Here is a 13,139-nt window from a genome sequence, read left to right as displayed (position 1 = left end):
TCTTGTGAAACTTGTACCATAGTTTTGAAGCAGAGAGGAGGTAGATATATGTCCTGGCAAGCAGCGTTCTTGAATATGATCGGTGGTATGGGTCTTTTATTATATGGTATGTATGTTCTAAGTGAAGGACTACAAAAGATTGCCGGGAAAAAACTCCGGGAGGTTTTAACTCGTTTAACCAGAAATAGAATTGTTGCCATGGGTCTAGGGGTCCTTGTAACCATCTTGTTTCAAAGCAGTACTGCAACCACGGTTATTTTGGTTAGCTTAACCAGTGCCTCAATTATTAGTTTAAGAAACACCCTGGCAGTGATTTTGGGGTCGGACATTGGAACCACCGTAACAGCCCAATTAATTGCTTTAAAGGCCACAGAAATATCATTGCCCATTGTAGGTATTGGAGCAACTATTATTTTTTTCGCTAAGCAAAATAAGTATAAGCGCATTGGGCAAGTTTTAATTGGCTTTGGTTTGTTGTTCCTAGGTCTTAAAATCATGTCTGATACCATGTATCCCCTTAGAAATGACCCAGCCTTTGAGAAAATGCTTTTACAGATGAGCGACCGACCTTTACTGGCCATGGCTGTGGCAGCGGTATTTACCTTTTTAGTACACAGCAGTGCTGCAACCATTGGTATTATTATGCTATTATCCATGCAGCATATGATTACCCTAGAACCAGCCATATTTATGTTGTTTGGTGCCAACATCGGTACAGCCTTTACAGCCATTTTATCCAGCCTGGGGTCTTCCAGGGAATCTCAAAGGGTTGCTACAGCCCACTTACTATTTAAGATCGTTGGTGTATTGTTATTTTTGCCCTTTGTTAGCCCCCTGGGGAGTCTTATGCAAAAACTGACATCCAATGCGGGCTTTCAAGTTGCCAATGTGCATACCTTCTTTAATATTGTCATTGCCATTTTATTTGTTCCCTTTATTGATTATTTTGCCCGGTTTTTGGAGTACATTGTGCCGGATAAAAAAGAAGCAATATCTGATGTTACACCCAAATATTTGGATGAAAGTCTTTTTACCAGTCCTGAACTGGCCATTGGCATGGCGACCAAAGAAATTATGCATATATCTGATCACGTAACGGATATGACCAAACAAATATATCCTCTACTCAAAAATTTTGATCAGGATATTGCTGAGAAAATGTATCAAAAAGAGCACCATATTGACATCTTGGCCACAGCCACCAATAAATATCTTACCCATTTGTTGAGGCAGCAACTATCTAAAGATGAGTTTAATAGAACAATGGGGTTGGTGCATATAGTCCGGGATTATGAATATATTGGCGATATAATCGAGAAAAACCTGATGTATAAAGCGGAAAGTAAATATGTCAATAACCTGGACTTTTCTGAAGAGGGGCACAAAGACATTTTGACCATGCATGGCAAGGTCATGGAACTTCTTCATCTGGTTAATACCAGTGCGGCCACCAACAGTTGTCTGCTGGCAGAAAAAGCAAAAAATATTCAAGAGGATATTGTTGATCTGGAGTTCCGTCTACGGATGAGTCATATTGCTCGTATGCAAAAAGGGGCTCAGGAAACCGAAAATACCAGCTTTATTCATATGGATGTTATCAATGCTTATTTAAGAATTAGCGAACACCTTAAGAACATCGCTATGGCGCTGACGGATGAGGTATCCTGTACCTGGCATGATGAAGCCTTAATCTTAACTCCTCCTTCGGAAATGTGGAATATTAATGATAATCAGAAGTCGGTAAATAAATAATATTACCCTGTGCACAATCCGCACAGGGTTTTAAATGCTCAGAAACGCTGACAAGTAAACCCTGCCGAGTTCATTCTTTCTAATTACCAGGTGGTGGCAGGGTTATAAGACTTTATTGAAGAATAGTAACACAAATCTTTATGGAACGGTAGGTGCTCTTGGTGAAAGAGAAAAAACATAAAGATCAATTACCCACTGCGGCCTTACCAAAAGAATCCTCCATCCAATTGGGAGGTACGGAAATATCCTACCTCTTTCGGGAAAGCAGCAGAGCCAAGAATGTAAATCTAAAAATAAGTTTAGAAAAAGGCCTCGAGGTTATCGTTCCATTCCGATATCCCCTAGGCAATATAGAGCCCTTACTTAGAGAAAAAGAACAATGGATTTTACAAAAACTTGCTATGATTTCTCATAAAGCACAGCAGAAAAAAGAAAACAGCCTAGAAGAAAAACAGGCTGTGAGTTTTCTGGGTAAATCCTATCGGTTGGTTACTGTATTTCAGCAGGGGTCCCCAGTGGTGGAACTGGTGGGGGACAAGATCATTGTTATACTACCCCAGAACCACAAAGATAACATTAAGCAGATTCTAGAGGCCTGGCTCAAATATCAGGCCAGAGAAATCATATTACAAAGGTTGGAGGTTGCCAGAAAAGAACTTGGTATCCATTACAAGCAGGTATTTATCAAGGATCAGAAAACCCGCTGGGGAAGTTGCTCCAGCCAAGGCAATTTGAATTTTAATTTCCGATTAGTGATGGCTCCCCTGCCTGTGATTGACTATCTGGTGGCCCATGAATTGTCCCATTTAATAGAGATGAACCATTCGAAAAAATTCTGGTCCCTGGTGGAAAGAATTTGTCCGAAATACAAAACGCACCGTAGGTGGTTAAAGGAACATGGCGCGGAATTAACTTTATAATTTGGCTTCAGCCAAAGGTTTATCATTATAATCACAGAGGGTCAAGGAAATTAATTTGTATTGGCCCTGTTCCATTTTATAGGTAGTTTTTAATAAGGCAATGGTATCAGCGTGGGAAATCCCAATCACCCTTTGGAGGGTGATAATTTCTTTGGTGCCATCCCCGTCGTGGTCCACCAGGCTATAGTCGATAATCGGATCGATCCAAGTGGAAATGTTTTTTAACATGTTCTCAATACCTTGATACTGCTTTTTATTCAATTCAATGACTGCCTTAAGGCCAGTTTCCTTATCCTCAAATCTTACAAAATAATCCCCCATATATTTAACTTGAAATCTTTCCTGACCCATGTCAGTTGTAATCACATTTGAAAAGACCTGCTGCCATTTTGCTTCGGTTGGTTTATAAACATTTAACCCCTTAGCCCCGGCACTTCCGCTGGATTGACGGTAAAGCAGGACCTCCTCTTTCTTATCACCGTCTATGTCTACGAAGTTCATTTCAGCAAAGGAATAAAGTCCTCCTTCATGGGATAGCTTGATTTTTTCAATTCCGTTTACCACCAGAGACCAGGACTGGGGCATGCCATCCTTTGTCCGGTTAACATAAAGAATAATATTTTCTTTGGTACGATCGCCTGAGATATTCCTATCAACGGTCTGCAATATGTGTGTATTGGCGGTTTCAATAAAAATATCTGCTTTGCTGGCTTGCTTCTTTGGTTGGTCATCGGCTGGCTTAGCGGCAGAGCAGCCCATTAATATTGATAGGGTTAGGGAAAATATTAAAAAGATGGTTTTAAGCTCTTTCATGCACATTCTCCTAAGAATATGATTACATTTGGTTACACCATCTAAGACGTAGCAAAATAAAAAGTGTTGCACATAAATAGGTGGAACATAATGTAAAAAGATTATTTGCATGAAAGTTCTAAAACCTCTAGTGATAAGTTTATAGATGTATTAAAATATTGACAGTTAATATATGTGAGCAGCTGTAATCTTTTTGAAACAGGAGGTGACATTGTCTACTGACAAGAGAATAAAATTTTTAAACAAAATTTTATACAAAAGGAAGGACAGTAATTATGGTACAAACTGAACTTGGAAAGAAGCAGTTTAGCCCAAGAGAAGGTTTTGGTAGTACATTAGGTGTTATTGCTGCGACCTTGGGTTCTGCAGTGGGCCTAGGAAATATATGGAAATTCCCCTATATCACCGGTGAAAATGGTGGTGCCGCATTTATTTTTATTTATTTCGCTTGTGTTTGCTTTATTGGACTACCGGTTATGATTTCAGAATTTGTTATTGGTCGGCGTTCCAACGCCGCCTGTGTGGGGGCATTTAAAAGGCTGGCCCCGGACACGCCCTGGTTCTTTACAGGTTTATCCGGAGTTATTTGTGCTTTTTTCATTATGTTTTACTATACATCAGTGGCCGGCTGGGTTTTTGCTTACATTTTTAAAGCCCTCAGCGGCAGTATTGTAACCAGTGACCCTAAGGTTGCGGAGCAGGTCTTTACCACATTTATCAGTGGTATTTGGTCACCTCTGATTTGGCAGTGGATTGTACTGTTTGTAACCGGAACTATTATTTTAGCCGGGGTTAAAAATGGTATTGAGAGAATGACCAAGACACTTTTGCCCATTCTCTTTCTTTTGCTAATTGTATGTGTAGTTCGTGCCCTTACACTTCCGGGGGCCAGTGAAGGGGTTTCTTTTCTGTTTCAGCCGGACTTTTCAAAAATTACCGGTGTTACCATTTTAGCTGCCATGGGTTTAGCTTTTTTCAAACTTTCTGTTGGCATGGGTGTGATGACCACCTATGGCAGCTATATAGGAAAGGGAGAAAGCCTGATAGGGACCGGGATTAAGGTTGTTTTAGCAGATACAATGGTTTCCATGTTGGCTGGTTTAGCCATTTTCCCAGCTGTGTTTTCATTCGGATTCAGTCCTAAGGACGGACCATCACTACTTTTTATGACTATCCCAATGGTCTTTAACTCCATGCCCTTTGGTCAGGTATTTTTAAGCATCTTCTTTATTTTGGCTTCCATTGCTTCCATGGGCGCCATGATCTCTCTGTATAATGCACCCGTGGCTTACCTCACAGAAGAAAGAGGTTGGTCCAGGGGGGCAGCAACCATTTTTACCGGGGTGCTTATGGCGGCCATTGGCTGCACCGCCACTCTCTCCAATAGTTTACTATCGGATGTAACATTATTTGATATGACTTTGTTTAACTTTTATAGTTACCTAACGGATAACCTGATGATGCCCTTAACTGGTTTAGTGATTGCACTCTTTGCCGGCTGGAGATTGAGTCGTTGGGAGGTCTCGGATGAAATCTCGAACGGCGGCAGTCTAAATAACAAGTCTGCCATTGGTTTTTACCTATTCGCCATCCGCTATGTGGCACCCATTGCCATTGTTATCATTATTTTAAATGGTTTAGGGTTTATAAAGCTATAGCTACAAAATATCCCCACCTGGTTTAGGTGGGGATTATTTGATGCGCTGAAAAAAGAAATGTAGAAAACCTGCAGTGGTTCGCTGGGCCAGCTGCAGCATGTTGCCTGCAGTTCTTTGGACGGAAGTAATACCCTTATTATTCATGAGTTCTGGCAGGTAGGCAGAGGAAACCCGTGCGTTTTCCTTTACCCAACCACGGGCACTGGAGGAAAGCTGATAGATGCCTTCCGTTTTTACACTAAATTCGTGGTAGTGCCCCCGGGCCCAATCCTCAAAAAATTTATGCCCCTTTAGCACCACGCCACAGGCATGATGGGGTACACAGAGGTCTTGCAGAATATGGCTGGCAGCCCCTAAATAGAAGATTGATTTTTCCTGGTAGCCTGCCCGCCAGTATTTTACTGCCTTTTCAAAAAAATATTGACACTCTGTGGGAGCATCAGGACCATGCCAAAGACCAGTCCCCCTTTGATAATGATAATAATGACTAATATTTTTGAAACCCTGATCACTCCAACGGGAACCTTTGTTTAATAGCTCAAGATAGGATTGTAGTAATTGACCTTCTCTATGTAAGCCGTCCCGTCTTATAATTTCAATAGCTTGCTGATTGCAAAAGTCGTGGGTATTTCGAGGTCGGTCTGTTTTTATGATCACTTGTAAGGGCAGTGTTAGAGATAACATGACCTTTGCACAATTCCAGGTTGCCTGGGTTAATGTCATTCAATATTCACCTGTATAAATAAAAAAATCTTCAGTATCATAACTATTATTTCCCAACGGGAAAAAATTATAAGGCAGTATAACCAATATCAAAGGTGGTTGTTAAAATAAATGTGACGCAAACCATTGAAAGATAGTAGAGGAAAGGGTATAACCCTGCTCCTTTGATCCGTAGACAAGGCTGCGGCTAACTAATGCTTCCAACCTTAGGGCAAAAAATTGTCTCTCAATGTTTAATAAATCAGCAGCTTGACCAATTAGTTCATGGCTAACAGACCCTTGGTTATGCTGCTTTTGAAAGACCATTAACAAAGACAGTAATAACTTTTCTTTGGCCATCAAACCCTTGGCTTCTATTGGAATCGATTCTTCGTTAAAAAGAGCCAGTACTCTAGGGTATTCCGGCAGGATCGCCTCTGCCTGCTGACGTAGTATTTTTTGCTGACGTTCATATTCCCGGGCCTGTATTCTAAGATTGCCAGAACCGTCAGGGGTAGGTACTGTTTGTTTGGCTAATTTGGGTCGGTGCAACTTCTTAATAGATTGGTTTAACAAAGAAGCTAAAAGGAGGATAGAGCCTTCTTTGTCCAGATCTTCATTATGTTGTTTGCATTGAGGAATGTGAATGCATGAAGGACATCCAATATAACATGAACATTCTGCCACCATGTCCAAACAGCGCTGTAGAACATCTTTCAAGACATCCAGGGAACTCTCTGCCAAGCCAACGCCACCCTGGTAGTCATCATAGATGTAAATACGTCCGGCACTATCCACGACCTCGTAATAACTCCCCAAGTCATCTTGATAGGTGGTTTGTTCAATAATTCTACCGTCTGTTAATTTTAGTAAAAAACGTTTTTGCTCACCACGGAGGCCAACCTTCGTTGGTTCCCCCATGGAACGGTAGGCCCTTACCCGAAGGTTGGGATCTTGCCTTAGTCGGCCAGTGGTTCGAAGAAACTGTACTGCATTATAATAGGATTCTTGATCCCAGAAGGTAAGATCTTCCTTACGTAAGGGTAGTTCACTGGCGGCCAAGGGCAGGTGATCCACCATAAATTGTAAACGATGGGGGTTGACAATGGCCTTCTCACTGGGTTGTGAAAAAAAGAATTCCGAGTGATGCACCATATACCTGTCCAAAGGGTCGTCGGAGGCCACCAACACCACAAGGGATTTTTGCTTGCTACGTCCCACACGACCGGACTGTTGCCAGGTGTAAGCAATGGAACCGGGGAATCCGCAAAGGACGCAAACATCCAGATCGCCAATATCGATCCCCAGTTCCAGTGCATTAGTTGAAATGACACCGGCCAATTGCCCTGTAAAGAGCTGTTCCTCCAGTTGTCTGCGTCTTTCCGGGGTATAAGTTCGGTGAATGCCGGACTTTTTTAAGCCATCAACAATATAAGGATGAACCTCTACTGGAAAATCATCATATAGAGGTGGTCGGGCAGGCAAATATTTTATAGAAACAATACTGGATTGATCAAGTAATTGATGCATTTCTTTCCTCCAGGAACCTAGGGTAAATATAGCTTTCGACGTCAAGTCCTTTTTTCCTAGTTTAAAGAAGTAATTAAAAGAAGAGGGCGGCAGGACTTATGGCCTGATTTCTTAATATGACAAAAATGTTAACAAATATGGCAGGGAAATAGAAACTTTTGACGAATTTTACATTATATTAAAAAACGCCTAATTTCTATTGAAAGCGGGGGAACCAGTTATTATGGGGTGAACTACCAGTGTGTAGCGGGCTAACTTTCTGTCCGAACCCGTCAGCTAACTCCGTAGGCGTAGAAAGTGGGGAAATGTTTGTTGTCTTTGCTTAAGAAGATGGCAGTATTGACCACCACTGTTTGCTTAGCTACAGTGGTTTGGGTTGGTTCTGCCGATGCAGCACAGTTAACTGTACAAAAAGGCGATTCTTTATGGTCAATTGCCAATCGTTGTGGAACCTCTGTTGATAGTCTTAAACAACTGAATAACTTAAATAGTGATAGTTTAAAAATTGGTCAAATATTAAATGTTCCAGATCAAGTAGCGAATCAGTCGGTCAGACCCCGCACGGATTCGCCTGATAGTTCAAGAGGTGTGGTGGATCGAGCAGTTGCTGTCTTAGATTATGCTAAGCAATATATTGGGGTGGGATACCGTTCCGGAGGAGAAAGTCCCTCTGGTTTTGATTGTTCTGGATATGTGCGTTATGTCTACAAAAACTTTGGTATTGACTTAGTGCATACTGCTGCAGGTCAATATAATGCTGGTTCAGTTGTAAAAAGATCGGAATTGAATCCCGGTGATTTGGTATTCTTTAATACTGGAGGTGCCGGAATTAACCATTCTGGCATTTACGTGGGTAATAACCAATTTATTCATGCTTCTACCTCCCGTGGCATTCGAATTGATTCCATGTCTGATAGTTATTGGAATACTAAGTTTCGTGGCGCCAGCAGAATCCTATAGAAATAAAGCTCTGGATCAAGATCCAGAGCTTTTACATTAAAACCATTCTATTAACACCGCTCACTCCGATCTCCGTACAGATAAACAAATATGGCTTACACCGGATGAAATATGGTCGCCTGCAGCGAAACGTCCTTGTTTTGGGTTGGTTGGCACGTCCGTCTTGGAAGTGACTCCAAATTCCTTGCAATAAAAGTCACTCCAGAGAGTGTCTAAGATTGTTGAAAAAGTGGTAAAAGGATTTCATTATCTAGAGCTAACCGAGATAATGAAATCCCTAGTAGAAGAGGTTTATCAACAAAAATAGAAGGCACCCCAGAGGGTGCCTCATGCTTAGTCTTCGTAAGTGAACTCGATGGCATCGTCTTCATCAATTTCGAAGCCTGCCACAACATCTTCTTCTAACCACACAGTATATTCTTCGTCATCCTCCAGGCTGTCGTCACCGTCCAGAGTAATTGTTAACGTATTGTTACGTATACTGGCTGCGTCAATATCCAACTCAGTATCCCCAGCCATTACATGGATGTCAGTGCCGTTGCTAGAGAAGTGGTCACCCCTTTGGATATCCTGGTTAAATTCAATGACCACAGTGGTGTCATCGGTGGCTTCAACTTCATCAATGGCCAGTTCAGCCGACTTGGTAGTAAAGCACCATTCTCCCTTTTTAATTCCTGCAAAGGCAGCCTTTTCTTTATCCTTTGCGTCAGCTTCTACCAGAATATCATTGTTGAAGGTTATGCAGTATTTGGTGTTGTTAGCAAGCTCTTCACTGTTGTCCAGCTTTACCGTCAGCTTATCTTCATCTTCGGTAAATACTACGGCATATTCAAGGTTTGCTGTAACCCATCTTCCACCATCGTATTTATAAATGTTAATTGCATCTGGCAGGTCACTGAGATCTTTATCTTCAGCAAGGGCCATGTTTTCCTCAAAGTTGATTGTGAATTCCTTTGTTTCTAAATCAATTTTAGCGTTATGGACAGGGGCCAAGGTTTCAATATAGTCTTGGTTTTCTTCTTCACCATCGGTAATATCATCCAAGTCAACAGTGTCGATGAAACGGCTAATCATAACCGCAAATTCGCCTCTGGAAATAGGTTTCAAGGGATTTAAGTAACCGTCCGGTGTCCCCTTCATAATACCTTTGTTATACATAGCTGCAGCGTAAATTAATTCATCTTTACTTAGTTGGTTAGTGTCTTTGGCAAAGGAGAGCATATCTTTCAGGGAGACATTTTCCTCACCGGAAGCCCGGCATAACCACATGGCAACTTCAATTCTGGTAGCAGGTTTATTGCCATTCCATTTATATAATTCCCAATCTGCTAGGATACCTGCATCATAGGCCTGCTGTGGTGCCATACCCATCCAACCAGGGAATATTTTTTTAATTAAGTCAGCCTTATCTGTATTGGTCTCTTTGTGATCCACTACCCGCATGATGATGGCAAGGGCTTCATTTTTGGAAACAGCTTGTTGGGGTTTAAAGGTCTGATCCTGATACCCTTTCATAATGCCTTTCAATTGTAGTTCTTCAATTTCGCTTTTGGCCCAGTGATTTTTTACATCTTTAAAATTGGCAGAATAGGTGTATTTTATAAGCTGCTTTTGCAAGCCCGGTGGCATTTGTTTATTCTTTTTCCAGGGGTCAGCCCAGGCGGCACCCGCCAGTACTGTTGAGAACATACATACAGAAAGTAGAGTGGCTGTAAATTTGGTAATTTTTTTCATGATATTCTCCTTTCAAAGAACCTTATAGCTTGTGACCCATCTCTTGGGGCGCCTCCAATAGTGGGTATCTCTTTATTCTCTATTACGTTTTTTCATTTAATAATCATAGGGTATTTGCCAAGAACTTTAGTCATGGGTTATTTCTAATACTTAAAAATATTACAAATTTATTACTTTTCTAGTTTAACTATTATTTTGATTGACTAGGAGATTCTCCTTAATATAATTAATTTATCAAAAGAACCAAAATTTACTGTGATTTAGGTGGTGTAGTATGGCAAAGTTTGAAAGGGCCTGTTGGGAGCAACTAGACTGCCCTGAGGAAAGAAAAAGCAAATGTCCCGCCTTTACTGAAAAGAGGGGTGGGGAGTGCTGGAAAGTGCCAGGAACCCTTTGCAGGGGGGAACTACAAGGGACGATGGCTCAAAAAATAGGAACTTGCCGGAATTGTAACTTTTACTGCTCCTCTCATAGGGTAAAAATATCAGTAGGAGTAAAAATTATGGGAGGATTTGCGATCTTAATTGCAATCTTCCTAGCCATGGGGATCTTTGGCCTGTATCAGATGAGACTCATTGCAGCCCTGAATAACTACGACATCTCCGATGTTCAAAGGCTCTTTGGTTTAACCATGTTTGCTTCGGTACTAATAGCAGGTTCCGTGGGGTGGTTTGTGACCCGGGCCATTGCTAAACCCATCAAAGAGATGGAAGAAGTAGCCGGCAGGGTTGCCAGTGGGGATTTGTCTGTTAATGAAATAAAAATTAACACAGGTGATGAGATTAGCCTGTTGGCCACAGCCTTCAATGAAATGGTAGAGAGTTTAAAGGATATTGCCGGGCAGCTCAGGGAAAAGGCTGAACATGTTGCCTCAGCGGCAGAACAACTTTCCTCTAGCTCTCAGCAAATTACGGCCAGTGCCAATGAAGCCGCTTCAACGATGATAGAGCTATCTTCCACTGTGGAACAAGTAACAGAGAACACTCAGATTGTGGCATCGGCATCCGAGGATGCTGCTAAACATGCCGAGGCAGGTACAACTGGCATTAACCAGGTTACCTCCCAGATGAAAAACATTGGTACGTCCACCGGGGTGGTAGGGCAAAGCATTGAGCGCCTAAGTACCAGATCCGGGGAAATATCCCAAATCGTAGAGCTTATTACCCAGATTGCCGATCAGACCAATCTACTTGCATTAAATGCAGCCATTGAAGCTGCCAGGGCCGGCGAGCAGGGCAAGGGGTTTGCTGTTGTGGCTGAGGAAGTCCGAAAATTGGCAGAACGCTCTGGCAGTGCTGCTAAGGAAATTAAAACCTTAATTGAGACGATTCAGGAAGAGGCTCAAAACGCTGTGCAAACCATGGCTGCCAGCGCCCAGGAAGTGGAGGCAGGAAATGTTATAGTCATTGAAGTTGGTACCAATTTTAATAATATCATTACTACTATCCAAAAACTAAGTCAACAACTACAAGATTTAGCTGCTGCCACGGAACAGATGTCCGCAGGTATACAGAATGTGGCATCCAACACAGAGGAACAGACTGCAACAATGGAAGAGGTTACAGCTTCTGCGGATACCCTGAGTAAGATGGCTGTGGATTTAGAGGACATAGCAGAACGTTTTAAACTATAATTAAATTATAGTAACAAAACGCAGGCTCCCACCGTCATATTAATAAAAGGATAGCGGGCTTCTATTTTATAATAAACCAATTTATATTAGGCAGATAATATTTTTAGTTCTTTTTTCTGGTAATTTTAATGCTGTTGTGATAAACTTTGACTGATTTGCAAACTACAATGTAGGAGGCAAAAACATGAAAAAATATGCATTGTTATTCATTATCATCCTATCATTTCTCTTTACAGGGTGTAATGGCAACGTGAATACCAAGGAACAGCAACCTAAAGCCGCGGCAAAGGAAACTGTTAAGGCTACTTTGTATTTTGCCAATGAACAGGCCGATGCTCTGTTACCGGTGGAGCGAGAAATTAGTAAATCCAGTGATATGGTTGTTTCTTTGGTGAATGAGCTGAACAACCCTGGCAAGTATGCTCCGATACTGCCCAATGGCACCAAATTGATTGACTATAAAACCCAGGGTGATACCCTCACTCTCAATTTTAACAAAGACTTTGCAAATCTACAGGGAACCACAGGGGAGACCCTGGCGATAAATGCCCTAGTCAACACCTTAACGGAACTTCCCCAGTACAAAAAAGTAAGGCTATTGGTCGAAGGAAAGCCTCTGGAAACAGGCCATGCCATCTATGATCAACCCCTGGAAAGGAATGAAAGCATTATTCAGAAATAAAACGGCAGCCCCTGAATTGTCAGGGGCTGTAAATATTTATTTTATGCCGGTGGAGTGTTTTTTCGCCAGTATGGTGGACAAGTAGGTTGGTTTTAGTTCTGGGCTTCTTAAATCAAAAAGAATGGATTCATCCTTATGACCGCACTTACTAACCATCACAGCATGGTCCAACAGATGATGAGTAGACATTTCATCGATTAGTTTAGCGGTATTTCTAGAAACCTTCATTAAAACCACATTATCGGATAGGGCTAAAGCCATACTTAACTTTTCTGCTTGGCAGGTTGCAGGAACAATGGTTAGTATCTCATTACCTTCGGCTAAGGGAAAGCCAACCCGACTGGCCGAAGCTGCAAAAGAGGTTATGCCGGGAATTGTCTGTATATCCACTGGGTGTTTTGCCAGTAGCCTTAAAATATAGATATATGTACTATAAAGCATAGGATCGCCCAGAGTCAAAAAGGCCACCTGTTTACCTGTTTGCAAAAGGTCCAGGATGGTTAATTTATTATTTTCCCAGGCCTCGTTTAATTCCCTCTCATCGTCCACCATAGGAAAGATTAATTCAAGGATTTCAGTATCCCCTTTTATATGTGGACGTGCAATATTGAGGGCTGTACTATCAGCTCGTGAATTGGTGCGAGGGGCAATAACCACATCCACCTGTTTTAAGATATGAACAGCCTTTAATGTAATCAACTCCGGGTCGCCGGGACCTATGCCAATGCCATAGAATATTCCTTTCATGATAGCCT

The 13,139-nt window shown here is 41.8% G+C and carries 11 protein-coding genes and 1 riboswitch; of the genes, 6 read left to right on the top strand and 5 right to left on the bottom strand.

From position 1 onward, the window contains the following. Positions 1 to 48 precede the first annotated feature (48 nt). Together DRED_RS14640 and DRED_RS14635 are read left to right on the top strand one after the other, a co-directional pair. Entirely contained in the window at positions 49 to 1,752 is a 1,704-nt protein-coding gene (locus DRED_RS14640) for a Na/Pi cotransporter family protein (RefSeq protein WP_011879046.1), read from the top strand. Positions 1,753 to 1,913: 161 nt separating this feature from the next. Further along, positions 1,914 to 2,672 (top strand): M48 family metallopeptidase, encoded by a 759-nt coding sequence (locus DRED_RS14635; protein ID WP_011879045.1) that lies wholly within the window; start codon positions 1,914 to 1,916, stop codon positions 2,670 to 2,672. On the opposite strand, the gene DRED_RS14630 is transcribed toward DRED_RS14635, so the two are convergent. After that, positions 2,667 to 3,485 (bottom strand): hypothetical protein, encoded by an 819-nt coding sequence (locus DRED_RS14630; protein ID WP_238442535.1) that lies wholly within the window; start codon positions 3,483 to 3,485, stop codon positions 2,667 to 2,669. The genes DRED_RS14635 and DRED_RS14630 overlap by 6 nt on opposite strands. 275 nt (positions 3,486 to 3,760) lie before the next feature. Here DRED_RS14630 and DRED_RS14625 point away from each other — a divergent pair, with 275 nt between their 5' ends. Further along, positions 3,761 to 5,143 (top strand): sodium-dependent transporter, encoded by a 1,383-nt coding sequence (locus tag DRED_RS14625; protein ID WP_011879043.1) that lies wholly within the window; start codon positions 3,761 to 3,763, stop codon positions 5,141 to 5,143. Between the two features lie 33 nt (positions 5,144 to 5,176). Here the strand turns inward: DRED_RS14625 and DRED_RS14620 are convergent, their stop codons facing one another. After that, positions 5,177 to 5,866, bottom strand: coding sequence for a zinc dependent phospholipase C family protein (locus tag DRED_RS14620; RefSeq protein WP_011879042.1), 690 nt, complete (start codon positions 5,864 to 5,866; stop codon positions 5,177 to 5,179). A 102-nt stretch (positions 5,867 to 5,968) separates the two neighbouring features. Next, entirely contained in the window at positions 5,969 to 7,375 is a 1,407-nt protein-coding gene (locus DRED_RS14615; RefSeq protein WP_011879041.1) for a Zn-binding domain-containing protein, read from the bottom strand. Between the two features lie 176 nt (positions 7,376 to 7,551). Next, positions 7,552 to 7,682: riboswitch (cyclic di-AMP (ydaO/yuaA leader) on the top strand. Between the two features lie 23 nt (positions 7,683 to 7,705). On the opposite strand from DRED_RS14615, the gene DRED_RS14610 reads away from it, so the two are divergent. Further along, complete coding sequence (locus DRED_RS14610; protein ID WP_041274982.1) at positions 7,706 to 8,335, top strand: C40 family peptidase; 630 nt, start codon at positions 7,706 to 7,708, stop codon at positions 8,333 to 8,335. Between the two features lie 333 nt (positions 8,336 to 8,668). Here DRED_RS14610 and DRED_RS14605 read toward each other — a convergent pair whose 3' ends face one another. Beyond that, a complete protein-coding gene (locus DRED_RS14605) occupies positions 8,669 to 10,069 on the bottom strand; it encodes an S-layer homology domain-containing protein (protein ID WP_011879039.1) in 1,401 nt (466 codons plus the stop codon). A 274-nt stretch (positions 10,070 to 10,343) separates the two neighbouring features. Here DRED_RS14605 and DRED_RS14600 point away from each other — a divergent pair, with 274 nt between their 5' ends. Both DRED_RS14600 and DRED_RS14595 read left to right on the top strand, forming a co-directional pair. Then, positions 10,344 to 11,702 (top strand): methyl-accepting chemotaxis protein, encoded by a 1,359-nt coding sequence (locus tag DRED_RS14600; RefSeq protein WP_011879038.1) that lies wholly within the window; start codon positions 10,344 to 10,346, stop codon positions 11,700 to 11,702. Positions 11,703 to 11,886: 184 nt separating this feature from the next. Beyond that, on the top strand, positions 11,887 to 12,384 hold the full coding sequence (locus DRED_RS14595; protein ID WP_011879037.1) for a GerMN domain-containing protein: 498 nt from the start codon (positions 11,887 to 11,889) through the stop codon (positions 12,382 to 12,384). Between the two features lie 36 nt (positions 12,385 to 12,420). Here DRED_RS14595 and cobI read toward each other — a convergent pair whose 3' ends face one another. Next, the gene (gene cobI, locus DRED_RS14590) at positions 12,421 to 13,131 is read right to left on the bottom strand and encodes a precorrin-2 C(20)-methyltransferase (RefSeq protein ID WP_011879036.1); all 711 of its coding nucleotides are present in this window, start codon (positions 13,129 to 13,131) and stop codon (positions 12,421 to 12,423) included. Positions 13,132 to 13,139: the final 8 nt, after the last annotated feature.

It is taken from the genome of Desulforamulus reducens MI-1, assembly GCF_000016165.1.
GTDB classification, from domain to species: Bacteria; Bacillota; Desulfotomaculia; order Desulfotomaculales; family Desulfotomaculaceae; genus Desulfotomaculum; species Desulfotomaculum reducens.
This window is presented reverse-complemented; position numbering and strand designations above follow the sequence as displayed.

Excerpts from the sequence above, each read along its gene's own strand:
- cobI (WP_011879036.1), bottom strand. The coding sequence starts at position 13,131 with ATGAAAGGAATATTCTATGGCATTGGCATAGGTCCCGGCGACCCGGAG.
- DRED_RS14625 (WP_011879043.1), top strand. The coding sequence starts at position 3,761 with ATGGTACAAACTGAACTTGGAAAGAAGCAGTTTAGCCCAAGAGAAGGT.
- DRED_RS14595 (WP_011879037.1), top strand. The coding sequence starts at position 11,887 with ATGAAAAAATATGCATTGTTATTCATTATCATCCTATCATTTCTCTTT.
- DRED_RS14640 (WP_011879046.1), top strand. The coding sequence starts at position 49 with ATGTCCTGGCAAGCAGCGTTCTTGAATATGATCGGTGGTATGGGTCTT.
- DRED_RS14615 (WP_011879041.1), bottom strand. The coding sequence starts at position 7,375 with ATGCATCAATTACTTGATCAATCCAGTATTGTTTCTATAAAATATTTG.
- DRED_RS14620 (WP_011879042.1), bottom strand. The coding sequence starts at position 5,866 with ATGACATTAACCCAGGCAACCTGGAATTGTGCAAAGGTCATGTTATCT.
- DRED_RS14610 (WP_041274982.1), top strand. The coding sequence starts at position 7,706 with ATGGCAGTATTGACCACCACTGTTTGCTTAGCTACAGTGGTTTGGGTT.
- DRED_RS14630 (WP_238442535.1), bottom strand. The coding sequence starts at position 3,485 with ATGAAAGAGCTTAAAACCATCTTTTTAATATTTTCCCTAACCCTATCA.
- DRED_RS14605 (WP_011879039.1), bottom strand. The coding sequence starts at position 10,069 with ATGAAAAAAATTACCAAATTTACAGCCACTCTACTTTCTGTATGTATG.
- DRED_RS14600 (WP_011879038.1), top strand. The coding sequence starts at position 10,344 with ATGGCAAAGTTTGAAAGGGCCTGTTGGGAGCAACTAGACTGCCCTGAG.